Raw genomic sequence first — 24,710 nt, 5'->3', positions numbered from 1 at the left:
CCCCGCCGACACCCCCGCCGACACTCCCGGCCCGCCCTCCGCCGAGGGCCCGGCGCGGCGGCGGGTGCTCGGGATGCTGGCCGGCGGTGCGGTGACCGCCGCCGCCGGCGCCGGCGGCTGGTGGCTGTGGGGGCGGAACAGGACCGACTCCGGAGCCGTCGGACCGGACGAGACGGACGAGACGGGCGATGCGGCCGAGCCGGGCCGGACCCCGCGGGCCTCCGGGACCGGGGGCGCCACCGGCAAGCCGGTGCTGCTCTGGCAGTACGACGTCGGCGGCCTGGGCGGCATCGACGGCCCCTGCGCCGCCGTGTCCCCCGACGGTTCGACGGTCTACGCGGCGAGCGTCGACGGCACCCTGCACGCCGTGTCCGCCGACGGGGTCAAGCGCTGGTCGGTGAAGCTGAGCGGCCAGGCCTCCACACCCGTGGCCACCTCCGCCGGAGTGTTCTGCATCGCGTGGCAGGACGAGGAGAACGGCTCGCGCAAGCTGTACGCGCTGCGCCCCGACGGCGCGCGCCGGTGGGAGCGGACGCTCGGCGTCAACGGCTACGACCGGCCGACGCTGCTGGACGGCGACATCCTCGTCGCGCTCGGCGACAGCGACGCGGGCGGTCTGCGCCGTATCACCGCCGACGGAAGCACCGTCTGGACGGCCACCACACCCGCGGGGCCGACCGACACCCCGCTCGTCGCGGACGGCGTGGTCTACACCGGCAGCTACGGCGACCGCCTGCTCGCGCTGAACGCCTCCGACGGCACCCGGAGGTGGTCCGTGCCGGGCGGCCTCGACGTCGCCGCGCCGGTACTGGCCGGCGACATCCTCGTCGCGCACTCCGGTGGCGAGACCAACCGTCACGCGTTCCGCCGCCGGGACGGAAAGCTGCTGTGGGAGAAGACGGGCGAGGAGAACGGCCTGCTGCTCCCCGGAGACGACGACCTCGTGATCGCCGTCTCCGCCGGCACCCTCCAGGGCCTGCGGGCCGCGGACGGTTCGATCGCGTGGACGTACTACCTCCCGGAAGCGGCGGCCGACCCGGGGGTCGGTGTGTCCGGCGGGATCGTCTACGCGCGGGTCAAGGACCAGCTGCACGCCGTCGGCACGGACGGCAAGGCACGGTGGACGGCCACGGTCGGCAGTGCCGCGGAGGAGGACGCCGCCCATGGCCCCCTGGTCCACGGGCGCAGGATCTACGTCTCCTCGGGCACCGGCATCGCGGCCGTCGACCTCCCCGCCTGAGCCGCCGCCGGCCCTCGCCCGCGGGCGTGACGGACGGGCGGCCCGGGGGTCAGTTGTCCAGCCCGATGGCGAACGCGGCCTCCAGGTCGTGCTGGGAGTACGTACGGAACGCCACATGCGTGTCCGTCGCCTCCACGCCCGGGATCTTGCTGATCCGGCCGGGGATCACCTCGGCGAGGTCCTCGTGCCGGCGGACCCGGACCATCGCGATCAGGTCGTAGGTGCCGGTGACGGAGAAGACCTCGCTGACGCTGTCCAGCGCCGCGATCTGCTCGGCGATCTCGGGGATCCGGTCCACGCTGGTCTTGATGAGGACGATCGCGGTGATCACGGCTGTTTCTCTCCCTCGGGGGCCGGAGCAGGGGCGGCTTTCACTCTAGTCGCAGGGCGGAACCGCGCCCACGCGTACGCCAGGCCCGCGCCGAACCCCATCAGATGGGCCAGATACGCCACCCCGGGCCCCGAGCCCGCCCGGCCCGCCGCCAGCCACTGAAGCGCCGCCCAGAACGGCAGCACGACCCAGGCCGGCAGCCGTACCGGCAGGAAGAACAGGAACGGCAGAAGACTGGTCACGCGGGCGCGGGGAAACAGATACAGAAACGCACCGAGGACCGCCGAGATCGCCCCGGACGCACCCACCAGGGACTGCTCGGAGGAGGCGTTGGCGGCTGCGTAACCCAGCAGGGCGAGACAGCCGCAGCCGATGTAGAACAGCGTGAACCGCACCCGGCCCATGCGCTCCTCCGTCATCGCGCCGAAGACGAAGAGGAACAGCATGTTGCCCAGCAGATGCACCCAGCTGCCGTGCACGAACAGCGCCGTCGCCGGGGTCAGCGCCGCCCGCGCGGAGCCGTGGAAGAGTTCCGCCGGGACCACGCCCCAGTGCCGGAAGTAGACGCGCTGCGCGGCGAGCAGCTCGTCGCCGGAGCCGTACACCGGGTTCAGGCCCGAGGCCGGGCCGGTCAGGAAGATCAGACAGCACAGGGCGATCAGCCCGTACGTCACCGGCGCCGTGGGCCGCCGGACCGCTCTGCTCAGGGCGCCCACGGGCCCGCTCGTCTCGCCGATCATGAACACAGAGCATGACGTAACGGGACGCACCTGCACAGACCGCCTCGCCGCCGTGGGCGGACCAGCGGCGAGTCGCCCCCAGGCCGTAGGGTTACGAGCCACACGCACCGGGGAGTCCGGTGCGTCACCGACACTGGAAGAAAGCGAACAGCCACGATGACGGTTCCCCTGCCGACCGCCACGACGCGATGGCGCTGCACTCTCTGCGGCAACCTCACCCGCTTCGACGTGACCCGCTCCTCGAAGGTCGTGGAGTACGTCCACCTCGACCTCGCCGGAGAGCCGAAGGTGGAGGAGCGCGAGGTCCTCAGTGAGACCATCGAGTCCGTGCGCTGCCGCTGGTGCAACGCCGTGGACAAGGTCGAGCTGGTGGACCGTCCGGGCGCGGAGTCCTCCGAGGGCGGGGACGCCGAGGGCGGCGCGTCCTGAGCGGGCCGCGCCGGGCGTACGCGTACAGGTGATCCCCTCGCGGGATCGGCACGACAGGTGATGAGGTGACGGATGGTGGAGACCGCCGGCGGGGGGCCGGGCGACGGCGCCGCTGAGGTGCTCGACCGTCCGCTGCCCGACGGAGTGCGCCGCAGGGTCGTCCAGATCGTCGCGGACGGCTTCGGCGCGCTGACCGTCGGCGAACTGCCCGCCCAGTTGCGGCAGTACGCCCGTTTCGCACCCAACCGTCGGGCCAAGTTCGCCGGGAACGCGATGGCCGCGGCGCTGGAGACCGATCCGCTGTTCCGGCAGCGCATCGGGGAGCGGTTCAGAGAGGCCCAGCCGGAACTGGCCGGCGCCCTCGACTCCGGCTCCCCGCCTCCGGCCGCGGACCCGCTCGACGTGGCGGCCGCGGCCTATGTTCTGCGGCCCGCCGGCTGGGTGAAGCTGGTCACCGCCGCCGGCGAGGAGGCGCAGCGCGCCGACGCCGAGCGCGCCGACGAGGAGAACCGCGCCGAGCTGGAGCGGCTGCGTGCCCAGCTGGAGCAGGCCCGTGAGCAGGCCCGCGCCGAGACGGACCGGCTGCGCGGGGAGGCCGAGGCGGCCAAGAAGGAAGCGGAGTCGCTTCACCGGAAGCTGCGCGCCGCCCTCAGCGACGTCAGACGCGGCGAGGCGGCGCTGCGCAAGGCGCAGGCCGAGCTGGAGGCGCAGCGCGCTGAGGCGCATGCGCAGGTGTCGGCGGCGGAGAGCGAGACGCGGCGGCTCAAGGCCCGGCTGGGTGAGGCGGAGGCCGCGCTGGAGGCCACGCGCAGAGCGGCGCGCGAGGGGCGCAGTGTCGAGGACATGCGCGTCCGTCTGCTTCTGGACACCCTGCTGGACGCCACGCAGGGTCTGCGGCGGGAACTGGCGCTGCCGCCGGTGTCGGTGCGGCCCGCGGAGACCGTGGACGCGGTCGAGCCGGGCCGGATGACCCCGAAGGACATCGCCGCGCGCGCCCTGTCCGAGAACGACCCGGCGATCCTCGACCAGTTGCTGGCACTGCCGCAGGCGCATCTCGTGGTCGACGGCTACAACGTCACCAAGACCGGCTATCCGCAGATGCCGCTGGAGAAGCAGCGGCTGCGGCTGCTGGGGCAGCTGTCGGCGCTGGCGGCGCAGACCGGCGCCGAGGTCACCTGTGTCTTCGACGGCGCCGAACTGGCCGCGCCGGTGCTGCTCGCGCCGCCGCGCGGGGTGCGGGTGCTGTTCTCCAAGCCGGGGGTGACCGCCGACGAGCTGATCCGCCAGCTGGTGCGCGCCGAGCCGCCCGGCCGGCCCGTCATCGTCGCCTCCACCGACCGTGAGGTGGCCGACGGGGTCGCGCGGGCCGGTGCCCGACCGGTGGCTTCTGCGGTGCTCCTGAAGCGACTGTCCTGAAGGCCCGACTCGCGCACTCGATGTCCGAATTGACGGAACCGTCACGCAACGTAGTGTCAATCCGGCATCACTGCACGTGTGTTGATGGCAAAGAATGCGGGCTGTCGCCGAAATTTTTGGGATCAGGATTTGAACTGATCACAACTGGGTCACTAGGGTCTGGGCTCGAACCTCCGAACGGGTGATCACTCACAAGAAGGAGTTCGCCTCCGTGGCGTCCCACCGTCGACCCAAGCAGCCGAGCCGGGCACGTGTGACCGTGCTCACCACCGCAGCAGCCGCCGCCGTCGCCTTCAGTGCCCAGGCCGCCAACGCAGCCCCCAGCGAGAAGCCGACCAAGGACGAGGTGAAGGCCAAGGTCGACAAGCTGTACGAGCAGGCCGAGCAGGCCACCGAGAAGTACAACGGCGCCAAGGAGAAGCAGGAGAAGCTCCAGAAGGAGATCTCCACCATCCAGGACAACGTCGCCCGCGGCCAGGAGGAGCTGAACAAGCTCCGTGACTCCATAGGCCTCGCGGCAGCGGCCCAGTACCGCACCGGCACCATCGACTCCTCCCTCCAGCTGTTCCTGTCGTCGGACCCCGACGACTACCTGGACAAGGCGTCCACCGCCGACCAGCTCAGCGCCCAGCAGGTCGAGTCGCTGAAGAAGATCCAGGAGAAGCAGCGCGAACTCGCGCAGGAGCGCTCCGAGGCGTCCGAGAAGCTCAAGGACCTCGCCGCCACCCGCACCGAACTCGGCAAGAAGAAGCAGGAAGTCCAGGCGAAGCTCGCCGAGGCGCAGAAGCTGCTCAACTCCCTGACGGCCGCCGAGAAGGCCGCCCTCGACGCCGAGAACGCCCGCGCCAACCGCTCCACCGGCACCCGCGTCGACCTCGGCGACGCCCCGGCCGGCTCCAGCCGCGCCATGGCCGCCTTCCAGGCCGCCCAGAGCAAGCTCGGCTCCCCGTACGTCTACGGCGCCACCGGCCCGTCCTCGTTCGACTGCTCGGGCCTCACCAGCTGGGCCTACGCACAGGCCGGCGTCGCCATCCCCCGCACCTCCCAGGCACAGGCAAGCGCGGGCACGCGGATCTACAGTCAGTCCGACCTGCGCGTCGGCGACCTGGTCATCTTCTACGGCGACCAGCACCACGTCGGCTTCTACGCGGGCAACGGCCAGATCCTGCACGCCCCGCGCACCGGCACGGTCGTGCGCTACGAGTCCATCAACAACATGCCGTTCCAGTTCGGCGTGCGGATCTGACCCGGGCCGGCTCCGCCACCGCCCGGAATCCCGGCGTCCGGTCCGGACCGGGCCGGACCCGGCTCCGTACGGACCCCGGCACCGGATCTCCGCAAGATCAACACGCCGTGCCGCCCGAACGGGCGAATCCTGTGGACGTGTTCTGACCCCGCGCCCCGCCGGTGACCTGCGTCACTGGCGGGGCGTCACCGTGTGTGGCCGTGGAGGTCTTTGGCCGGGTGCCCGTCGCGGGGCTACTGTCTGCCGCGTTTCCCCCCGCCGCCGGGGCGTGCCCCCGTCCGCCCCGGCACCGGGGGACTCCCCGTCCCCCAGTGGAAGGAGTGCGGCTTTCCGTGGGCACCCATCGCCGCCTTGCACCAACCGGGTTCGACAAGGGCGCCGTCGCCGCCCTCGGTCTGCTGTCGGCCGCGACCGCCGCTCTGGGCGCCGTACCGGCGGGCACCGCCACGGCGGCGCCGCACGACGACACCCGGGCCGAGGTGGACCGCCTCTACGAGGAGGCCGAGAAGGCCACGGAGGCCTACAACGCCGCCGACGACAAGGCGGACGCGCTGCGCCGGAAGGTCTCCACCGCGCAGGACCGCATCGCCCGCCGACAGGACCGCGTCAACGCCCTGCGGGAGACGCTCGGTTCGCTGGCCGGCGCCCAGTACCGCTCCGGCGGACTCGACCCGTCCCTGGCGCTGCTGTTCTCCGACGACCCGGCCGACTACCTCGACAAGGCCGCCACCCTCGACCGGATCAGCGCCCACCAGGCCGGAGAACTGCGGGAGCTGCGCTCGGAGATGCGGGAACTGGCGCAGGAACGCGCCGAGGCCGCCCGCGCCCTGACGGAGCTGGAGAAGAGCCGCGAGGCGGTCGCCCGCCACAAGAAGACCGTCGAACGCAAACTGGCCCGGGCCCGGCAGCTCCTCAACGCCCTCGCGCCCGCCGAACGCGCCGCCTGGGACCGGGCCTCCCGCTCCGGCCGCGCCGACCTGCCCGTGTTCACCGGCGGGGCCGTGCCCGCCTCGGGCCGCGCCGCCGCCGCGCTCGCCGCCGCCCGCTCCGCCCTCGGCAAGCCCTATGTGTGGGGCGCCAACGGCCCCTCCGGCTTCGACTGCTCCGGTCTGATGCAGTGGTCGTACGCCCAGGCCGGGGTCGCCCTGCCGCGCACCTCGCAGGCGCAGCGGTACGCGGGCCGGCAGGTGCCGCTGTCCCAGGCGCGGCCCGGCGACCTCGTCGTCTACCGCTCCGACGCCAGCCATGTCGGCATGTACGTGGGGAACGGGCAGGTCATCCACGCCCCCTACCCGGGGGCCCCGGTGCGTTACGACCCGGTCGGCATGATGCCGGTCGCGTCGGTGACGCGGGTCTGACCCGCCGGCCCCGCGTCCGTCCCGCACCGTGTCCGTGCCCCCGGCTCCGCACCGTACGATCGGGAGAGTGGCTGGTCGTCGGAGGGCGTGGGGATCCACGGCAGTGGGGCTGTGTCTGCTGCTGGTTCCGCTCGTGGGATGCGGCGGGCGGCCCGCCGCCGACACCGCGCGGTCCGAGGTACAGCGGCTGCTGGACCGGCGGGCCGAGGCCGTCCTCGGCCACGACGAGCAGGGGTACGGCGCGACCGGCACCCTCGCCGGGTACGCCGAGCTGCGGCAGGTTCCTCTCGCGGACTGGGGCTACCGGGTCACCGCCGTGCGCACCTCCGCCGACGGCGCGACCGCCGACGCCGAGCTGCGCTACCGCATCCGGGACTACGACACCGCACCGGTGACCGCCTCCCGCACGCTGCGGCTGGAGCGCACCGCCGGCGGCGGGTGGGCGGTGGCCGCCGACCGGCCCGCGCGGGGCGCCGGGCAGCAGCTGTGGGACCAGGGCGCGGTGACCGTGGTGCGCGGCACCCACAGCCTGGTCCTCGGCACGGGGCTGAGCGCGGCGGCGCTGAGCCCGTACGCCCGGCTCGCGGACCGTGCCGTGCCGGCGGTGACGGACGCGTGGGGCAGCGGCTGGAGCGGACGCGTCGTCGTGTACGTGCCTCGGTCGCTGGAGGACATGGCCGCGCTGCTGAACTCGCCCGCCTCCTCCTACCGGGGCATCGCCGCTGTGACGACCGGCGAGACCGGCGCCCCGGCGAAGGCGCCCGCCGACCGGATCATCGTCAACCCTGAGGCGTACGGCATGCTCGGCTCGCTGGGCCGGCAGGTCGTCCTCACCCATGAGACCGCGCATGTCGCCACCCGCCGCGCCACGGACGCGTCCACCCCGCTGTGGCTGTCGGAGGGGTACGCCGACTGGGTCGGCTACCGGGGCAGCGGGCGCAGCTCCGACCAGGCGGCGCCGGAGCTCCAGCGGGCCGTCGCGGAGGGGGAGATGCCCGAGGAGCTGCCGGACGACGGCGACTTCTCGTTCACCGGCGACGCCGACCGGCTGGCGCGGGCGTACGAGGGCGGCTGGCTGGCCTGCCGGATGATCGCCGAGCGGTGGGGCGAGGCACGGCTCGGCGAGTTCTACCGGGCGGTCGGGGCGCACCGGCAGCGGGACGGTGCGGTGGAGGAGGCGCTGCGCGACGTGCTCGGGACGACGCCGGAGGAGTTCACCGCGGACTGGCGGGAGTATCTGCGGTTGCAGCTGGGGTGAGAGCCCGTCGGCTCGGCTCCCGCCCCGTGCCCGTGCGGGGGGCCGGCGCGGAGAGCGCCGTACGGCCCCGTGGTCCGTGAGGCGCGGAGGACGTGCGGGGACCTCGCCGTGTGTCTTCCCGGTGGCTTCGCTTCAGGGGTGCTCCGCGAGATTCGGGCCCCTGTGGAAGGGCGAGCAGACCTCACAGACTTTGTCATCGCAGGTCGGCGCGGTGGGGGCGGCTCGTTCGGGGAGCGTTGTGTGACGCGTGCCGCTCCGGACGTCAGTGCATGCTTTCGGTGCCGTTCGGTGCGGTGGCCGGGTCCCGGGGTGCCGTGCTCTGCCGGACCACGAGCTTGGTGGCCAGCTCCATGCGCCGGGTGGGCCGCGCCGGGTCCTGCGGCGCCAGCAGCATGCGGGCCGCCTCCTCGGCCATCTGCCGCAGCGGCTGGTGCACGGTGGTGAGCGGCGGCGAGGACCACTGGGCCGCGGGGACGTCGTCGTACCCGACCACCGACAGGTCCTCGGGCACGCTCAGCCCCTTGCGGCGGGCGGCCTCCAGGACGCCCAGCGCCTGGAGGTCGCTGCCCGCGAAGATCGCGGTCGGCCGGTCGGGGCCGTCGAGCAGTTCCATGGCGTGGCTGAAGCCGCCCTGGACGTGGAAGTCGCCGTGCCGGATGTGGCGTGGGTCGGGCCGCAGGCCGGCCATGGCCATCGCGGAGCGGTAGCCGTCCAGCCGGGCCAGCGAGCACATCAGGTCGGCGGGGCCGGTGATGATGGCGATCCTCTCGTGCCCGTGGTCGAGGAGATGGCGGGTGGCGGCCACGCCCCCGGACCAGTTGGCGGAGCCCACCGACGGGACGTCGGGCTGAGGGTCGCCGGCCGGGTCGACGATGACGAAGGGGATCGCGCGGGAGCGCAGCTGCTTCTTCACATGGTCCGGCAGCGCGGAGAAGACCAGTACGACTCCGCGCGGGCGGCGCTGGAGCACGCCGTCGAGCCATTCGCGGCCCGGAGCGTGCCGGGTGCCGCTCTCGGTGACGACGACGCTGAGCCGGTGGCGCTGGGCGACGTTCTCCACGCCGCGGATCAGCTCCATCGCCCAGACGCTCTCCAGCTCGTGGAAGACCAGCTCGATCAGCGGGGCGTGCGAGGCGGCGGCGCTGCGCCGGCGGTAGCCGTGTTCGGCCAGTAGCTGCTCGACGCGGCTGCGTGTTGCGGCGGAGACATCCGATCGTCCGTTGAGGACCTTCGAAACTGTCGAGAGGGAGAGCCCCGCCTGTGCCGCGATCTCCGCCAACGTGATCCGACCGGCGGTTTCGTCCTCTTCTCTCGCTCCCATGGCCGCAGCATACGTCACCGTCCTGGTAACGGTTCGATCGCGTCCGTACGACCCCGTTGACCGAAAAGGGGGGCTCGTTTAATGTCCCGGCAACAACAAATTTCGCGCTTGTAATCGAAACTTTCGAGCGAAAGGGGTGGGGCGCAGTGCGGACACGCGTGCGGTTCTCCCGGGTACTTGCGTGCGGCGTCGCTCTGGCGGCGGCGCTGTCGCTGACGGCGTGCGGGGGCAACGGGTCGTCGGCGGGCGGGGGCGACAAGATCCACGTCCTCGTCTACGGCGACGCCACGAACAAGGTCGAGAAGGCGATCGTCGACAAGTTCAACAAGACCTCCGAGGTCAAGGTGGTCCTGGACACCATCCCCGGTGCCGACTACCAGCAGAAGCTCCAGACGATCATCAACACGCCCCAGGCCCCGGACATCTTCTTCAACTGGGGCGGCGGCAGCATCGTGCCGTTCGTCAAGGCGGACCTGCTGCTCCCCCTGGACGACTTCATCGCCAAGGACGCCAAGCTGAAGGACGCCTTCCTGCCGTCCGTCTTCGACTCCGCGGTCGTCGACGGCAAGGCGTACGGCGTCCCGATGCGCGGCACGCAGCCGGTGATGCTCTTCCACAACAAGAAGGTCCTCGCCGACGCCGGCGTGCAGCCGCCGAAGACCTGGGACGAGCTGCTCGCCGCGGTGAAGACCCTCAAGGCGAAGGGCATCACACCGATCGCGCTCGGCGGCGGCGACCAGTGGCCCACCCTGATGTGGTTCGAGTACCTCTACGACCGCATCGCCGGACCCGAGCTGTTCAACAAGGCCCTCTCCGGCGACAAGAACGCCTGGGCCGGCGAGGACAGCAAGAAGGCGCTGAGCATGCTGAGGGAGCTGGTCGACGCCGGCGCCTTCGGCACCAACTACGACTCGGTGAAGTTCACCGACCAGGGCTCCCCGACCCTCCTCGCCCGCGGCAAGGCCGCCTTCGAGCTGATGGGCTCCTGGGAGTACTCCACCATCCAGGACTTCGACAAGCCGTTCGCCGAGAAGAACCTCGGCTACACCGCCTTCCCGACCGTGCCCGGCGGCAAGGGCGACCCGGCCAACCTGGTCGGCAACACCAACAACTTCTACTCGGTGCTGAAGAAGACCAAGCACCCCGAGGCCGCCGCCGAGTTCCTGAAGCTGATGTACTCCGACGACTTCGTCAAGCAGCAGCTCGCCATCGGCAACCTGCCCACCACCACCAACACCGAGCAGTACCTCGACACCAGCGCGAACCCCGCGTACTCGCGCTACCAGTACGACCTGGTCAAGAAGGCGCCCAGCTTCCAGCTCTCCTGGGACCAGGCCTACCCGCAGTCGGCGTCCACGGCGATGCACCAGGCCGTGCAGCAGTTCTTCAACGGACGGCTGGACGCCGACGGGTTCATCAAGGCCATGCAGGCCCTGCCCACCGAATGAGCACCTCATGACCACGCAGATGACACGCGCGTCCGCGCCCCGCACCGTGACCGGCAAGACCAGCCGGCCGGTGCGGGGGACGGCCGCCGACGTGGGCCGCCCGGGCTTCGCCTGGGCGGTCCCCGCCACGCTGTTCTTCGCCCTGTTCGCCATCGCCCCGCTGGTGATGGTCGCCGTCCTGTCGTTCATGAACTGGAACGGCCTCGCCGAACCCGAGTTCGTCGGCCTGGACAACTGGAAGCGGGTCTTCGACGACCCGGTGATGATCCAGAGCATCTGGCTGACGCTGCTGCTCACGTTCCTCGGCGTCGCCCTACAGACCCCGCTGAGCATCCTGCTCGGCGTGTGGGCCGCCGGCAAGCAGCGCAACCGCGCCGTGCTCTCGGCGATCTACTTCGTCCCGCTGCTGCTGTCGTCCACCGCCGTGTCCGTGCTGTGGCGGGCCCTGCTCGACCCGAACTTCGGTGTCCCCGCCCAGGCGACCTGGCTGTTCGGCGACGGCAACCTGTTCGGTGCGCAGTCCACCGCGATCGGGGTCCTCGCCTTCGTCAGCACCTGGCAGTTCACCCCGCTGCACACCCTGATCTACCAGGGCGCCGCACGCGCGATCCCCGAAGTCCTCTACCAGGCCGCGGAGATCGACGGGGCGGGCCGCTTCCGGCAGTTCTTCCACATCACACTGCCGCAGCTGCGCAACTCGATCATCACCTCGATGATCCTCATGGTGGTCGGCGGTCTCACCACCTTCGAGACGGTGCTCATCCTGACCCAGGGCGGTCCCGGCACCGACACCACCATCAGCGCCTACTACATGTACCAGAAGGCCTTCAAGAGCTTCGACTTCGGCGCCGGCGCGGCCATCGCGCTCGTGCTGGTCGTCGCCGCCACGATCATCTCGCTGATCGTCGTACGCCTGTCCGGCTACGACAAGATGCGCGGCACCATGGAGGGCATGTCATGAGGCGACGCCCCAACTACCTGGCCGGCGCGGCCTCGCTCGCCTGGCTGTTCATCGTCGGCCTGCCCCTGTACGTCCTGCTCGCCGCGACCGTGCAGACCCGCTCCGACTACTCCAAGGGCGGGCCGCTGTCCTGGCCGGAGAACTTCACCCTGGAGAACTTCACCGGCGCCTTCGACGAGGGCTTCGGGCAGTACTACCTCAACACGGTCATCGTCACGGTCGCCGTCGTCGGCATCGTCCTGCTGCTGGTGCCGCCGCTCGCCTACGCGATCGTCCGCAGCCGCTCCCGGGTGACCTCGCTGGTCTTCCGGCTGTTCCTGCTCGGCCTCGCCATCCCCGCCCAGGCGGTGATCGTGCCGATGTTCTACCTGATCAGCGAAGCCGGCCTGTACGACAACCTGATCGGCGTCATCCTGCCCACGGCCGCGTTCTGCCTGCCCGTCTCCGCGCTCGTCCTCAGCGGCGCCATGCGGGACATCTCCCCGGAGCTGTTCGAGGCGATGGCCATGGACGGGGCGACGCCGCGCCGGATGTTCTTCCAGCTCGTGCTGCCGCTGTCGCGCGGCGGGATCTCCACCATCGTGGTGTTCTCCGCCCTCCAGGCCTGGAACGGCTTCCTCTTCCCCCTCGTCCTCACCCAGTCCGACTCCACCAAGGTCATCACGCTGGGCCTGTACAACTTCCAAACCGAGCACGGCATCAACATCCCCGGCCTGCTGGCCGCGGTGGTGCTGTCGATGGTGCCCGTCCTGCTCGTCTACCTGTTCGCCCGTCGCGCCCTGGTCCAGGGTCTGATGGGCGTCGGAGGAAAGTGACCGCCACGTGGCCGTTGAGACAACCACCCCCGTCACCCCTGTCTGGAACGATCCCGCCCAGGACATCGACACCCGTGTCACGGCTCTGATCGAGGCGATGACCGTCGAGGAGAAGATCGCCCAGCTCTTCGGCGTCTGGGTGGGCGCCTCCGCCGAGGGCGGTGAGGTCGCCCCGCACCAGCACGACATGGAGGAGGCGGTCGACCTCGACGCCCTGCTGCCGGCCGGGCTCGGACAGCTCACCCGGCCCTTCGGCACCGCCCCCGTCGACCCGGCCCTCGGCGCGCTGTCCCTGCTGCGCACCCAGCGCCGCATCATGTCCGCCAACCGGTTCGGCATCCCGGCCCTCGCCCACGAGGAATGCCTGGCCGGGTTCGCCGCCTGGGGCGCCACCGCCTACCCCGTCCCGCTCTCCTGGGGCGCCACCTTCGACCCGGAGCTGATCCGCCGTATGGCCGCCGCCATCGGCGAGGACATGCGCCGCGTCGGCATCCACCAGGGCCTCGCCCCCGTCCTGGACGTCGTCCGCGACGCCCGCTGGGGACGCGTGGAGGAGACCATCGGCGAGGACCCCTACCTCGTCGGCACCATCGGCACCGCCTATGTGCAGGGCCTGGAGTCGGCCGGGATCGTCGCCACCCTCAAGCACTTCGCCGGCTACTCCGCCTCCCGCGCCGGACGCAACCTCGCGCCCGTGTCGATGGGTTCGCGTGAACGCGCCGACGTGCTGCTGCCGCCGTTCGAGATGGCCCTGCGCGAAGGCGGCGCCCGCTCCGTCATGCACGCCTACACCGACACCGACGGCATCCCCTCCGCCGCCGACGAGGAACTGCTGACCGGGCTGCTCCGCGACACCTGGGGCTTCACCGGCACCGTCGTCGCCGACTATTTCGGCATCGCCTTCCTGAAGATCCTGCACGGCGTCGCCGGCGACTTCACCGAGGCCGCCGCCCTCGCCCTGCGCGCCGGCGTCGATGTCGAACTGCCCAGCGTGAAGACGTTCGGCGCGGACCTCGTCCAAGCGGTCACCGACGGCACCGTGCCCGAGGAGCTGGTCGACCGCGCCCTGCGCCGCGTGCTCGCGCAGAAGGCCGAACTCGGCCTGCTCGACGCCGACTTCGACCCGGTGCCGCCCGCTTTGAAGGACGCCGACACCGACGACGGAGCCGACACCGACGCCCTGCGCGGCACCGTCGACCTGGACTCGCCCGGCAACCGCGAGCTGGCCGCCCGCGCCGCCGACGAGTCGGTGATCCTGCTCCGCAACAACGGCGCACTCCCGCTGAGCGCGCCCCGCCGCATCGCCCTGATCGGTCCTCAGGCCGACGAACCCACCGCGGTGCTGGGCTGCTACTCCTTCCCGCTGCACGTCGGCGTCCACCACCCCGAGGTGCCCGTCGGCATCGCACTGCCCACGCTGCGCGAGGCCCTGGTGCGGGAGTTCCCCGGCGTCGAGATCGTCACCGTGCGCGGCGCGGACGTCGACACCGACGACACCTCCGGCTTCGACGAGGCCGTCCGTGTCGCCCGCGACGCCGACGTCGTCGTCGTGGCGCTCGGCGACCGGGCCGGCCTGTTCGGCCGCGGCACCAGCGGCGAGGGCTGCGACGCCGAGTCGCTGGCGCTGCCCGGCGTGCAGCAGGCGCTGCTCGACCGGCTGCTGGACACGGGAACGCCGCTCGTGGTGACGCTGCTCGCCGGCCGGCCCTACGCGCTGGGCCGCGCCACCGCCGAGGCCGACGCGATCGTGGCGTCCTTCTTCCCCGGCGCCGAGGGCACCGCCGCCGTCGCCCGCGTGCTCAGCGGCGCCGTCAACCCCTCCGGCCGGCTGCCGGTCAGCGTGCCCGCCGGGTCCGGGGGCCAGCCCGCCACCTATCTCGCCGCCCGGCTCGCCGGCCGCAGCGACGTCTCCGCGATCGACCCGACCCCGGCGTTCGCCTTCGGGCACGGTCTGTCGTACACGACGTTCGACTGGAGCGATCTCGTCGTCGCCGCCGAGGAGGCCGCCACCGACGGGGAGTTCACCCTCTCCTTCACCGTCCGCAACACCGGCGACCGGCACGGCGCCGAGGTCGTCCAGCTCTATCTGCACGACCCGGTCGCCTCCGTCGTCCAGCCCGTGCAGCGGCTCATCGGCTACCGCAGGGTGCCGCTCGCCCCGGGCGAGGCACGCCGGCTCACGGTGACCGTCCCGGCCGATGTCGCCTCCTTCACCGGCCGCGACGGACGGCGCGTGGTCGAGCCGGGCGAGCTGGAGCTGCGCCTGTCCGCCGCGAGCGACGCCCCGCGTCTGACGGCGAGCGTCCGTCTGACCGGGCCCGCGCGGCACGTGGACCACACGCGGCGGCTGCACGCCGAGTTCCGCTGACGGCCCTCGCGGCACGTCCGTCCACAGGAACGGGAGCCCCGGCTCAAGGGGAGGAGCCGGGGCTCTCCCGTGTCCGGGGGGCTCTCCCCGCCGGCGGATCGTCCGTGCCGGGAGCTCTCCCCGCCCGGCGGATCGCCCGCGCCGGCGGCACTCCCGCCCGGCGAGGCCCGCGCGTGGGCGGTCGCCGGGTGCCGCCCCGGCCGGTCAGCCGTCCCCCTCCAGTACGGCGACAGCCTCCCGCAGCCACTCCCGCTCCGCCCGCCCCGTCGCCCGGGCCACCCGCAGCATGCCCTGCCGGAACAGGTCCCCGGCGTCCTCGGCGGCGACGGGACGGTCACCCTCGTAGAAGAAGCTGGACGGTTCCTCCAGGAAGTCCAGCCGGCGCCGCAGCACGGCCGCCTGCTCCCGCCGGTCCGGCAGGTGCCGCAGGAAGGCCAGGACCGTGTTGAACCGCACCTGGTCGCTGATCTCGACGGGCTTCGGCGAGCGCAGCCGCCGCTCCAGCTCCGCCCGGCCCTCACCCGTCAGGGACAGCACCCGGCGCGGCGCCGCGCTCGCGCCCTCCTCGACACGCTCGGTCAGCAGGCCCGCCGCGACCAGCCGCTTGATCGCCGGATACAGCGCCCCGTCGCTGACGGGGCGGACATGGCCGCTCAGCGCCCGGATGCGCTCCTTCAACTCGTAGCCGTGCAGCGGCTGTTCGGCCAGGAAGCCGAGGATCGACAGCTCCAGCACTCCTTGATTCCTCCTTGCGGGTGCCCCGCCGTCATGCTACCTCTAATCGGGCTACCTCGAATCGAGGTATGACTTCCCGCACTCCGTGTCCGAGGGGACCACCACCATGAACGCGCACCGCGCCCGGATCATCTCCCTGGCCCACCCCGTCTACTTCTCCCTGCTGGCCTCCGTCACCACCGGGATCATCAACACCGTCTGGGTCTCCCGGCTCGGCGGCGACGCCGTGGCCGCCGTCGCCGTCGCGACCAACACCGAGAACGTCCTGCTCGGCGTGGCCCTGCTGTTCGCCTCCGGCACCACCGTGCTCGTCGCCCACGCCCGCGGCGCCCGTGACCCGGCCGCCGTCCGCGCCGCCGTACGCGGCGGCTGGACCCTGTGCGCGCTGATCACCCCGGTGGTCGCCGCCGGCGGCTTCCTGCTGCGGGAGCCGCTCGCCCGTCTCGTCCTCGGCGGCGAGGACGGCGGTGCCCTGCCGCTCGCCGTCGCCTACTTCGCGATCTCCCTGCCCGGCACGGCCGTCTTCTTCGTCCAGCAGCTCGTGGACGGACTCCTCAAGGGCACCGGCGACACCCGCACCCCGATGCGGCTCGCCCTCCTCGCCAACGGACTGATACTCCTCGGCGACCCGCTGCTCATCCATCTGTACGGCGTCCCGGGCGCCGCCGCCTCCACCGTCCTGTGCCGGACCGTCGCCCTCGCCGCCGGGCTGGTGGCGCTGCGCCGCAACGCCCAGCTGCGCACCGAGGCCGGACCACGCCCCGCCCGCTCCGCCGCGGCCGTGCTGCGCACCGGCCTGCCCATGGCGGCCGACTTCACCGTGCGGCAGGGCGGCGCCCTCGTGCTGGTCGCGATCGTGGCACGGATCGGAGTGACCGCCGTCGCCGCGTACGCCATCGCGTACAAGGTGATGTACGTCGCGACCATGGCCTTCTACGCCGTCCGCCAGGCCGCCTCCATCCACACCGCGCACACCCGCGGCACCGGCACCGACGCCCGCCGGGCCATCGCCCGCCAGGCCGTCCTCGTCTCCGGCACCGTCGGCCTCAGCGCCGCCGCGCTGCTCGCCCTGACCGCGGCGTGGATCATGGCCGCGTTCGGCGCCGGACCGGACGTGGCCCGCGAAGGCGTCCTCTTCCTCCGCTGCGCCGGCCCCTACCTGATGCTGCTGGCCTGCTTCATCGCGCTCGGCGGCGTCTTCGAGGGCAGCGGGGGCGCGCCGCTGCTGCTGCGGGTCACCGTCGCCGGCACCGCCCTGCAACTGCCGCTCGCCCACGCCCTGTCGGGGCTCGGCCTGCCGGGGATCTGCCTCGCCCTGGCGCTCGCGACGGCCGCCCAGTGCGCGGCGGTGACCGCCGCGCTGACGCGTCCCGGGCGCCCGCGGCCGGCGCGGCCCGTTCAGGAGGAGACCGGTGTCTCCTCGGCCGGCTCGGCCTGAGCGGGCGGCCGTTCCTTGCGGAGGGACGGCACCGTCGACCGCCACAGCAGCACGGCCGCCGTCACCGCTGCGGCCACCAGCAGCCCGTTGCGCGCGAACAGCAGCGACACACCGAGCGTGTCACTGGCGACGACATGCGCGAACCACAGCGGGAACTCCAGCAGTGTCACCGGGCACGCCAGCAGCACCAGCAGCGCCGGCCACCGCATCCGCGTCGCCCGGAAGCACAGGCACACCGCGCCGAGACCCACCAGCCACACCATGTACTGCGGGCTGATCACCCGGCTCGTCACCGTGAACAGCAGCACCGCCGCGAACGCCGCGTCCACGACCGTGCAGGGCCGAAACCGCACCGCCACCAGCCGCCACAGCAGCAGCCACGCGAAGGCCGCCCCGGTCAGGAACAGCGCCACCGTGGAGACCACGGAGACATACGGGCCGAGGAACTCCACCGAGCCGTAGTTCAGCAGCACGTCCCCGTCCCAGCCGTACTGCCGGGCCACATGGAAGACCAGCGAGCCCAGCGACTCCACCTCCGTGCCCCGGTCCCGCTGGAACGTCAGGAACGCGAACGAACCCGGCATCGCCAGCGCGAACACCCCCGCGAGCACCGCCGCCGACACCACGGCCGCCGCCCACACCGCCCGCCGCCGCACCCCGATCAGCAGCAGCGCCGGCCACACCTTCAGCATCGCCCCGAGCCCCACCAGCGCCCCCATCACCCGGGGCCGCCGGGCACCGGCGAGCAGCGCCGCCACCGCGACCGCGGTCACCATCACGTCGTACCGGGCGTACACCGTCGGCCCGAGCAGCGGCACGCCCGCCACCCACAGCCACGCCCCCGCGAGCGTCCGGCCGGGCCGGCGCCCCGCGTGCAGCAGCAGCGCGAACGCGGCCAGATCGGAGAGGAACGCCAGCACGAAGAACGCCTCGGCATACCCCAGGAACGGCAGCAGGCCGGGGGAGAGCACCGCCAGCGCGGCGGCCGGCGGGTACTGCCAGGTGACGTCCTCCAGCGGGAACGTTCCGCCGCGCAGCACGTCGTACCAGCCGTGATAGATCACCGACACATCGCTGGTGACGTCCGGGCCGGGGAACACGACCACCTTGAACACGAACAGCAGCAGCACGACCCGCCCAGCCGCCCACACCGCCGTGGCCGGCCACAGCAGGGGCCGCCTCGCCACCGTCGTCTCCACCAGATCCCCTGCCGTTCGCTTCCCCGTGATGTGCGGTCGAGTGACACATGATGTCCTGCCGCCCTGCGCGCGTGCCACAACCACCGCCGGGGCCGTTCGGTAGGGTCGGCGGCGATGCACAAGACCCTGATCGTCACCAACGACTTCCCGCCCCGCCCGGGCGGCATCCAGGCCTTCCTGCACAACATGGCCCTGCGCCTGGACCCGGCGAGCCTCGTCGTCTACGCCTCCACCTGGAAGCGCACCCGCGAGGGCATCGAGGCCACCGCCGCCTTCGACGCCGAGCAGCCCTTCACCGTCGTACGCGACCGTACGACGATGCTGCTGCCGACCCCGCAGGCCACCCGGCGCGCGGTCGGCCTGCTGCGCGAACACGGCTGCTCCGCCGTCTGGTTCGGCGCCGCCGCCCCCCTCGGCCTGATGGCCCCCGCCCTGCGCAGGGCCGGCGCGGAGCGGATCGTCGCCACCACCCACGGCCACGAGGCCGGCTGGGCCCAGCTGCCCGCCGCCCGGCAACTCCTGCGCCGTATCGGGGAGACCACGGACACGATCACCTACCTCGGCGAGTACACCCGCTCCCGTATCGCCGCCGCGCTCGCCCCGCAGGCCGCCGCCCGCATGGTGCAGCTGCCGCCCGGCGTCGACGAGAAGACCTTCCACCCCGGCTCCGGCGGCGACGAGATCCGCGCCCGCCTCGGCCTCACCGACCGGCCCGTGGTGGTGTGCGTCTCCCGGCTGGTGCGCCGCAAGGGCCAGGACACCCTCGTCCGGGCGATGCCCCGCATCCTCGCCGCCGAGCCCGACACCGTCCTGCTGATCGTCGGCGGCGGCCCCTACGAGCAGGACCTGCGCCGCCTCGCCCGCGAGACCGGTGTCGCCGACTCCGTCCGCTTCACCGGCGCCGTCCCCTGGTCCGAGCTGCCCGCCCACTACGGCGCGGGGGACGTGTTCGCCATGCCGTGCCGCACCCGCCGCGGCGGCCTGGACGTCGAGGGACTCGGCATCGTCTATCTGGAGGCCTCCGCGACCGGCCTGCCCGTCGTCGCCGGTGACTCCGGCGGCGCGCCCGACGCCGTTCTCGACGGCGAGACCGGCTGGGTGGTCCGCGGCGGCTCGCCCGAGGAGGCCGCCGAACGCATCGTCGCGCTCCTCGGCGACCCCGAGCTGCGCCGCCGCATGGGGGAGCGGGGCCGGCAGTGGGTGGAGGAGAAGTGGCGCTGGGACCTGCTGGCGGAGAGGCTCAAGGCACTGCTGTAGACAGCGGAAGAAAGGGGGGAGGGGCCGCGCTCGTCGGCCCCTCCCCCCTCTTCTTCGGGCACACGCCCTGCATCGTGCTCCATCGTGCTACTTCGTGTAGATCGCCTCGATCTCGTCGGCGTAGTCCCGCGCCACCACGTTCCGCTTCAGCTTCAGCGACGGCGTCAGATGACCCGACTCCTCCGTGAACTGCGCCGGCAGGACACGGAACTTGCGCACCGACTCCGCCTTCGACACCGCGGCGTTGCCGTCGTCGACGGCCGCCTGGATCGCGGCCAGCAGATCCGGGTCCTCCCGCAGCGACGCCGCCGTCGAACCGGCCGGCTTGCCGTGCTCCGCGGCCCACCGGCCCAGGAACTCCTCGTCGATCGTGACCAGCGCGCCCACGAACGGCCGCCCGTCGCCGACCACCATGCACTCCGCGACCAGCGCGTGCGCCCGGATACGGTCCTCGATCACCGCCGGGGCCACGTTCTTGCCGCCCGCGGTGACGATGATCTCCTTCTTGCGGCCGGTGATCCGCAGATAGCCGTCCGCGTCCAGGGTGCCGATGTCGCCGGTGTGGAACCAGCCGTCCTCCAGCGCCTCCGAGGTCGCGCCCGGGTTGTTCCAGTACTCCTTGAACAGGTGCTCGCCGTGCAGCAGCACCTCGCCGTCGTCGGCGATACGGATCACCGAACCGGGCAGCGGCTGGCCCACCGTGCCGATCTTCACCCGGTCCCACGGGTTGAACGCCGTCGCCGCGCAGGACTCGGTCAGGCCGTAGCCCTCGAGGACCGTGAAGCCGATGCCGCGGAAGAAGTGGCCCAGGCGCTCGCCCAGCGGGGCGCCGCCGGAGATGGCGTACTCGCCGCGCCCGCCGAGGACCGCGCGCAGCTTGCTGTAGACCAGCTTGTCGAACACCTTGTGCTTGATCTTCAGACCCAGCGACGGGCCCGACGGCGTGTCCAGCGCCTTGCTGTAGGCGATCGCCGTGTCCGCCGCCTTGTCGAAGATGCCGCCCTTGCCGTCGGCCTGCGCCTTGGCCCGCGCCGAGTTGTACACCTTCTCGAACACCCGCGGCACACCGAGGATCAGCGTCGGCCGGAACGCGGCCAGTTCTTCGGTGAGGTTCTTGATGTCCGGGACGCAGCCCAGCTTGATCGGCGCCAGCATCGGCGCGATCTGCACCAGCCGCCCGAAGACATGCGCCAGCGGCAGGAACAGCAGCACGGAGCACTCACCGGTGCGGAACAGCGGACGCAGCCGCTCCACCACGTTGCCGCACTCCGCGAAGAAGCTGCGGTGCGTGAGCACACAGCCCTTGGGGCGGCCCGTCGTACCGGAGGTGTAGACGATGGTCGCCGGGTCGTCGGCCTTCGCGATCGAGCTGCGCTCCTCGACCGTCGCGTCCGAGACGTCCTTGCCGAGCCGGCCCAGCTCGTCCACGGCACCGGCCTCGATCTGCCACACGTTCTTCAGCGCGGGCAGCTTCTCCCGCACCGACTCCACGGCCGCCGTGTGATTGTCCAGCTCCGTGACACAGGCGGTGGCGCCCGAGTCGGACAGGATCCACTCCACCTGCTCCGGCGAGCTGGTCTCGTACACCGGCACGGTGATCGCGCCCGCGCTCCAGATCGCGAAGTCGAGCAGCGTCCACTCGTAGCGGGTGCGGGACATCAGGCCCACCCGGTCACCCGGCTGCACACCGGAGGCGATGAGCCCCTTGGCGGCGGCGTGCACCTCCGCCAGGAACTCCGTGGCCGTGACGTCCTGCCACACGCCACCGACCTTGCGGGCGATGACGGCGACATCGGGGTGCTGCGCGGCGTTTCTGCGGACGATGTCGGTCAGATTTCCGTCCGCAGGGACCTCGTACAAAGCCGGAAGGCTGAACTCGCGCAAGACTGCTGCTCCTCATAGGGCGCCGGCGCCACGACGTTGTGTGATGCGACGGTGCGGTCCAAGGCTCGGGCAGGTGCTCGGGATGACGCCAGGAGGATGGGAAACCCACTGGTTGAAATCCTGAGCACGACTGGACTGCCCGGACGTTACCCGCCGGTATGCCTTCTCCGACAGGGGGTCCCGGGGAGATGTTCGCTGCGTCACACGGATTGCTCTTACTCTCCGCACAGTAGTCCACCCCCTTCCGGCCCAGCCAGTAACCGCAGGTCGGGCCAGCACTGTTCACAAGGGCCCCGCGCCTCCTACCCTTGATCGCCATGCCCTCCACACCGGACGGAAACCGCACCGGCCCCGCACGCCGCGCCCGGCGGACCCACCGTGTCCATGTCGTCAGCGACGTCCACGGCAACGCCCGCGACCTGGCCCGTGCCGGGGACGGCGCCGACGCTCTGATCTGCCTCGGCGACCTCGTCCTCTTCCTCGACTACGCCGACCACTCGCGCGGCATCTTCCCCGACCTGTTCGGCACACGGAACGCGGACCGGCTCGTCGAGCTGCGCACCGCCCGCCGCTTCGACGAGGCACGCGAGCTGGGCCGACGGCTGTGGGCCGGCATCGAGGGCGACCGCGCGGCGGTCGTCGAGCAGGCGGTGCGCAAGCAGTACGCCGAACTGTTCGCCGCGTTCCCCACGCCTACGTACGCCACCTACGGCAATGTCGACATGCCGCCCTTGTGGCCGGAGTACGCCGGACCGGGCACCACCGTCCTCGACGGCGAGCGCGTCGAGATCGGCGGTCGCGTCTTCGGCTTCGTCGGCGGCGGCCTGCGCACCCCGATGCGCACCCCGTACGAGATCAGCGACGAGGAGTACGCCGCCAAGATCGAGGCGGTCGGCGAGGTCGACGTGCTGTGCACCCACATCCCGCCCGAGGTGCCGGAACTGGTGTACGACACCGTGGCCCGCCGCTTCGAACGCGGCAGCCGCGCCCTCCTGGACGCCATCCGCCGCACCCGGCCCCGGTACGCCCTGTTCGGCCACGTCCATCAGCCGCTGGTACGGCGCATGCGGATCGGGGCGACCGAATGCGTCAACGTGGGTCACTTCGCCAGTACCGGGACGCCCTGGGTGCTGGAATGGGGGTGACGTCGCCGAGGCGACCGCGCGGTAGCCTTCACGCTGCATACGTGCACTTCCCGCACGGCCTGCACACCTGCTGACCCTTATCTACCGGCCCGCATCTGGAGGAGCCACGGCGATGGCGGAACACACCAGCTCGAGCATCACGATCGAGGCGGCACCGGCCGACGTCATGGCGGTCATCGCCGACTTCGCCCGCTACCCGGACTGGACCGGCGAGGTGAAGGAGGCCGAGATCCTCAAGACCGACGAGCAGGGCCGCGCCGAACAGGTCCGCCTCGTCATGGACGCGGGCGCGATCAAGGACGACCAGACGCTGGCCTACACCTGGAACGGGCCCGACGAGGTCTCCTGGACCCTGGTCAAGTCCCAGATGCTGCGCTCCCTGGACGGCTCCTACCTGCTGAAGCCCACGGGCGACGGCGCGACAGAGGTCACCTACCAGCTGACCGTCGACGTCAAGATCCCCATGCTCGGCATGATCAAGCGCAAGGCGGAGAAGGTCATCATCGACCGCGCGCTGGCGGGCCTCAAGAAGAGGGTCGAATCGGGCGAGGCCTGACCCAGGACCTGCCGGCAGCGAGCCGACCCGGCTGCGGGCGGCCTCGGGGCAGGGACGCGTGCCCACGCAACTGCGGGCAGTCGTGCCGCTGAGGCGCCGGGTTCCCTGCTGGAGCGAAGTCGAGAGCTCGGGGGAGGGCGGGCGCTGGGGGTCCCCTTCTGGGGACGCACCCCGGTAGCGGCGGGCGGCGCGACCCACCCCCGCCCAGCTTCAGCACCGGGCGCCGAGCACGGCCAGGTCCGCGCCGGGCTCCCCGCACGCCCACCCGCGCCCCGCAGGCTTCGGTACCGTTCACCCCCATGCGCACCCTCATGATCACGGGCCCCGGCGGCAGCGGCCGTACCACGATCGCCGCCGCCACCGCACTCACCGCCGCCCGCGAGGGCACCCGCACCCTCCTCCTCAGCACGGACCGCACCGACACCCCCGGCGCCGTCCTCGGCACCCCCACCGGCCCGACGCCCACCCGCGTCACCCCGCACCTCACCGCCTGGCGCCCCGACGCCCCCGCCGCGTTCCGCGAGGACCTCACCGCCTTCCAGGACCGCGCCGCGGGCGTCCTCGACCTGCTCGGCGCCTCCCGCCTCGACCCCGAGGAGGTCACGCCCCTCCCCGGCGCCGAGGAACTCGCCGTCCTCCGCGCCCTCCGCGACGCCGCGCTCTCCGACGCCCACGACCTCCTCGTCGTCGACCTGCCCCCCACCCCGCAGGCCCTCGCCCTGCTCGCCCTCCCCGAGGAGCTGCGCCGCTACCTGCGCCGCCTGCTCCCGCCCGAGCGGCAGGCGGCCCGCGCCCTGCGCCCGGTCCTCGGCCGGCTGGCCGGCGTGCCGATGCCGGCCGACTGGCTGTACGAGACCGCCGCCCGCTGGGACGTCGAACTGGCCGCCGTCGAGGCGGTCCTCGGCGACCGCAACACCGCCGTACGCCTGGTCGCCGAGCCCGGCCCGGCGGGCACGGACGCCCTGCGCACCGCCCGTCTCGGCCTCGCCCTGCGGGCCCTGCCCGTGGAGTCGGTCGTCGCCAACCGCGTCCTGCCCGAGGAGGACACCCCCGGCTCCTGGCTGGCCGGCCCCGTGGCCCAGCAGCGCAAGGCACTGGACGCCTGGCGGGAGGAGTACGGCGACCTCCTCACCGCGCCCCACCTCGGCCACGACCCGAGCGGCGCCGACGACCTCACCGCGCTCGCCGTGCCCGCCCCCGCCGCGGACACCCCGCCCGCCGACTGGCCGGTCGTCGACCGGATCGCCGAGGACGGCGTCCTCGTCTGGCACATCCCCTTGCCGGGCGCCGTACGCGAGGACCTCGACCTGGTGCGGCGCGGCGACGAACTCGTCATCGCCGCAGGCCCCGGCCGCCGTGTCGTGCCGCTGCCGTCCGCCCTGCGCCGCTGCACCGTGGACGGCGCCGGCCTGCGCGAGGGCGAACTGCGCGTACGGTTCGCACCGGACCCCGACCTGTGGCCCCGCACCCGCTGACGGCACGCCTCCGCCGACGGCGCGCACCCCTGCGCCTCGGCGCCCCCTGGGCACGACGCGCGCCCCCGCTCACGACGCGCACCCGCCCAC

21 protein-coding genes are annotated in these 24,710 nt (G+C 72.5%); 15 read left to right on the top strand and 6 right to left on the bottom strand.

All coding sequences use genetic code 11. The features are described from left to right. On the top strand, positions 1 to 1,240 hold a 1,240-nt coding region (locus tag MTQ10_RS10030; RefSeq protein WP_247464859.1), incomplete at its 5' end, for an outer membrane protein assembly factor BamB family protein. A 49-nt stretch (positions 1,241 to 1,289) separates the two neighbouring features. Here MTQ10_RS10030 and MTQ10_RS10025 read toward each other — a convergent pair. Together MTQ10_RS10025 and MTQ10_RS10020 are read right to left on the bottom strand one after the other, a co-directional pair. After that, positions 1,290 to 1,571: an Lrp/AsnC family transcriptional regulator gene (locus tag MTQ10_RS10025; protein WP_247464856.1), complete on the bottom strand. Its 282-nt coding sequence runs from the start codon at positions 1,569 to 1,571 to the stop codon at positions 1,290 to 1,292. After that, positions 1,568 to 2,311, bottom strand: coding sequence for a rhomboid family intramembrane serine protease (locus tag MTQ10_RS10020; protein ID WP_247464854.1), 744 nt, complete (start codon positions 2,309 to 2,311; stop codon positions 1,568 to 1,570). The genes MTQ10_RS10025 and MTQ10_RS10020 overlap by 4 nt, the downstream gene beginning before the upstream one ends. A 156-nt stretch (positions 2,312 to 2,467) precedes the next feature. Here MTQ10_RS10020 and MTQ10_RS10015 point away from each other — a divergent pair, with 156 nt between their 5' ends. The 5 genes from MTQ10_RS10015 (at position 2,468) to MTQ10_RS09995 (ending at position 8,018) form a co-directional block, all read left to right on the top strand. Continuing rightward, positions 2,468 to 2,740: a hypothetical protein gene (locus MTQ10_RS10015; protein WP_247464852.1), complete on the top strand. Its 273-nt coding sequence runs from the start codon at positions 2,468 to 2,470 to the stop codon at positions 2,738 to 2,740. 72 nt (positions 2,741 to 2,812) lie between these two features. Next, positions 2,813 to 4,156, top strand: coding sequence for an NYN domain-containing protein (locus tag MTQ10_RS10010; protein ID WP_247464850.1), 1,344 nt, complete (start codon positions 2,813 to 2,815; stop codon positions 4,154 to 4,156). 211 nt (positions 4,157 to 4,367) lie between these two features. Beyond that, positions 4,368 to 5,402, top strand: a complete 1,035-nt coding sequence (locus MTQ10_RS10005; protein ID WP_247464862.1) for a C40 family peptidase — start codon at positions 4,368 to 4,370, stop codon at positions 5,400 to 5,402. Positions 5,403 to 5,734: 332 nt separating this feature from the next. Beyond that, the gene (locus MTQ10_RS10000; RefSeq protein ID WP_247464847.1) at positions 5,735 to 6,760 is read left to right on the top strand and encodes a C40 family peptidase; all 1,026 of its coding nucleotides are present in this window, start codon (positions 5,735 to 5,737) and stop codon (positions 6,758 to 6,760) included. Positions 6,761 to 6,863: 103 nt separating this feature from the next. Beyond that, a complete protein-coding gene (locus MTQ10_RS09995) occupies positions 6,864 to 8,018 on the top strand; it encodes a hypothetical protein (protein ID WP_247464845.1) in 1,155 nt (384 codons plus the stop codon). A 262-nt stretch (positions 8,019 to 8,280) separates the two neighbouring features. Here MTQ10_RS09995 and MTQ10_RS09990 read toward each other — a convergent pair whose 3' ends face one another. Then, positions 8,281 to 9,339: a LacI family DNA-binding transcriptional regulator gene (locus MTQ10_RS09990; protein ID WP_247464843.1), complete on the bottom strand. Its 1,059-nt coding sequence runs from the start codon at positions 9,337 to 9,339 to the stop codon at positions 8,281 to 8,283. A 146-nt stretch (positions 9,340 to 9,485) separates the two neighbouring features. Between MTQ10_RS09990 and MTQ10_RS09985 the strand changes: the two genes are divergently transcribed. From MTQ10_RS09985 to MTQ10_RS09970, 4 genes are read left to right on the top strand one after another with little or no spacing between them, the layout of a single operon-like run. Continuing rightward, complete coding sequence (locus tag MTQ10_RS09985) at positions 9,486 to 10,787, top strand: ABC transporter substrate-binding protein (protein WP_247464838.1); 1,302 nt, start codon at positions 9,486 to 9,488, stop codon at positions 10,785 to 10,787. Between the two features lie 7 nt (positions 10,788 to 10,794). Next, a complete protein-coding gene (locus tag MTQ10_RS09980) occupies positions 10,795 to 11,748 on the top strand; it encodes a carbohydrate ABC transporter permease (RefSeq protein ID WP_247464835.1) in 954 nt (317 codons plus the stop codon). After that, entirely contained in the window at positions 11,745 to 12,563 is an 819-nt protein-coding gene (locus MTQ10_RS09975; RefSeq protein WP_247464833.1) for a carbohydrate ABC transporter permease, read from the top strand. The genes MTQ10_RS09980 and MTQ10_RS09975 overlap by 4 nt, the downstream gene beginning before the upstream one ends. 7 nt (positions 12,564 to 12,570) lie before the next feature. Continuing rightward, on the top strand, positions 12,571 to 14,931 hold the full coding sequence (locus MTQ10_RS09970) for a glycoside hydrolase family 3 N-terminal domain-containing protein (RefSeq protein WP_247464830.1): 2,361 nt from the start codon (positions 12,571 to 12,573) through the stop codon (positions 14,929 to 14,931). 204 nt (positions 14,932 to 15,135) lie between these two features. On the opposite strand, the gene MTQ10_RS09965 is transcribed toward MTQ10_RS09970, so the two are convergent. Next, entirely contained in the window at positions 15,136 to 15,666 is a 531-nt protein-coding gene (locus tag MTQ10_RS09965) for a PadR family transcriptional regulator (protein WP_247464829.1), read from the bottom strand. A gap of 106 nt (positions 15,667 to 15,772) precedes the next feature. On the opposite strand from MTQ10_RS09965, the gene MTQ10_RS09960 reads away from it, so the two are divergent. Continuing rightward, complete coding sequence (locus MTQ10_RS09960; protein ID WP_247464827.1) at positions 15,773 to 17,104, top strand: MATE family efflux transporter; 1,332 nt, start codon at positions 15,773 to 15,775, stop codon at positions 17,102 to 17,104. On the opposite strand, the gene MTQ10_RS09955 is transcribed toward MTQ10_RS09960, so the two are convergent. Beyond that, on the bottom strand, positions 17,065 to 18,303 hold the full coding sequence (locus tag MTQ10_RS09955; protein WP_374117589.1) for a glycosyltransferase 87 family protein: 1,239 nt from the start codon (positions 18,301 to 18,303) through the stop codon (positions 17,065 to 17,067). The two genes, MTQ10_RS09960 and MTQ10_RS09955, sit on opposite strands and share 40 nt — an antisense overlap. Before the next feature lie 114 nt (positions 18,304 to 18,417). Here MTQ10_RS09955 and MTQ10_RS09950 point away from each other — a divergent pair, with 114 nt between their 5' ends. Further along, on the top strand, positions 18,418 to 19,560 hold the full coding sequence (locus tag MTQ10_RS09950) for a glycosyltransferase family 4 protein (RefSeq protein WP_247464822.1): 1,143 nt from the start codon (positions 18,418 to 18,420) through the stop codon (positions 19,558 to 19,560). An 87-nt stretch (positions 19,561 to 19,647) separates the two neighbouring features. Here MTQ10_RS09950 and MTQ10_RS09945 read toward each other — a convergent pair whose 3' ends face one another. Next, positions 19,648 to 21,444 carry an AMP-dependent synthetase/ligase gene (locus tag MTQ10_RS09945; RefSeq protein WP_247464819.1) on the bottom strand — a complete coding sequence of 599 codons (1,797 nt, stop codon included), beginning with the start codon at positions 21,442 to 21,444 and terminating at the stop codon, positions 19,648 to 19,650. A gap of 317 nt (positions 21,445 to 21,761) precedes the next feature. Between MTQ10_RS09945 and MTQ10_RS09940 the strand changes: the two genes are divergently transcribed. The 3 genes from MTQ10_RS09940 (at position 21,762) to MTQ10_RS09930 (ending at position 24,620) form a co-directional block, all read left to right on the top strand. Continuing rightward, on the top strand, positions 21,762 to 22,589 hold the full coding sequence (locus MTQ10_RS09940; protein WP_247464817.1) for a metallophosphoesterase family protein: 828 nt from the start codon (positions 21,762 to 21,764) through the stop codon (positions 22,587 to 22,589). A gap of 112 nt (positions 22,590 to 22,701) precedes the next feature. Beyond that, positions 22,702 to 23,145, top strand: a complete 444-nt coding sequence (locus MTQ10_RS09935; RefSeq protein ID WP_247464815.1) for an SRPBCC family protein — start codon at positions 22,702 to 22,704, stop codon at positions 23,143 to 23,145. Between the two features lie 299 nt (positions 23,146 to 23,444). Beyond that, the gene (locus MTQ10_RS09930; RefSeq protein ID WP_247464813.1) at positions 23,445 to 24,620 is read left to right on the top strand and encodes an ArsA family ATPase; all 1,176 of its coding nucleotides are present in this window, start codon (positions 23,445 to 23,447) and stop codon (positions 24,618 to 24,620) included. The last annotated feature ends 90 nt before the right edge of the window (positions 24,621 to 24,710 follow it).

The sequence above is a fragment of the Streptomyces sp. XM83C genome (assembly GCF_023072675.1).
GTDB classification, from domain to species: Bacteria; Actinomycetota; Actinomycetes; order Streptomycetales; family Streptomycetaceae; genus Streptomyces; species Streptomyces thermocoprophilus.
The sequence above is the reverse complement of the archived record's forward strand: the minus strand, read 5'-3'. Positions and strand labels throughout refer to the sequence as shown.

What these genes read in the sequence shown, in the direction of transcription:
- MTQ10_RS09950 (WP_247464822.1), top strand. Translation starts at nt 18,418, where the DNA reads ATGCACAAGACCCTGATCGTCACCAACGACTTCCCGCCCCGCCCGGGC.
- MTQ10_RS10020 (WP_247464854.1), bottom strand. Translation starts at nt 2,311, where the DNA reads ATGATCGGCGAGACGAGCGGGCCCGTGGGCGCCCTGAGCAGAGCGGTC.
- MTQ10_RS09980 (WP_247464835.1), top strand. Translation starts at nt 10,795, where the DNA reads ATGACCACGCAGATGACACGCGCGTCCGCGCCCCGCACCGTGACCGGC.
- MTQ10_RS09960 (WP_247464827.1), top strand. Translation starts at nt 15,773, where the DNA reads ATGAACGCGCACCGCGCCCGGATCATCTCCCTGGCCCACCCCGTCTAC.
- MTQ10_RS10015 (WP_247464852.1), top strand. Translation starts at nt 2,468, where the DNA reads ATGACGGTTCCCCTGCCGACCGCCACGACGCGATGGCGCTGCACTCTC.
- MTQ10_RS09930 (WP_247464813.1), top strand. Translation starts at nt 23,445, where the DNA reads ATGCGCACCCTCATGATCACGGGCCCCGGCGGCAGCGGCCGTACCACG.
- MTQ10_RS09975 (WP_247464833.1), top strand. Translation starts at nt 11,745, where the DNA reads ATGAGGCGACGCCCCAACTACCTGGCCGGCGCGGCCTCGCTCGCCTGG.
- MTQ10_RS09940 (WP_247464817.1), top strand. Translation starts at nt 21,762, where the DNA reads ATGCCCTCCACACCGGACGGAAACCGCACCGGCCCCGCACGCCGCGCC.
- MTQ10_RS10010 (WP_247464850.1), top strand. Translation starts at nt 2,813, where the DNA reads ATGGTGGAGACCGCCGGCGGGGGGCCGGGCGACGGCGCCGCTGAGGTG.
- MTQ10_RS09935 (WP_247464815.1), top strand. Translation starts at nt 22,702, where the DNA reads ATGGCGGAACACACCAGCTCGAGCATCACGATCGAGGCGGCACCGGCC.
- MTQ10_RS09990 (WP_247464843.1), bottom strand. Translation starts at nt 9,339, where the DNA reads ATGGGAGCGAGAGAAGAGGACGAAACCGCCGGTCGGATCACGTTGGCG.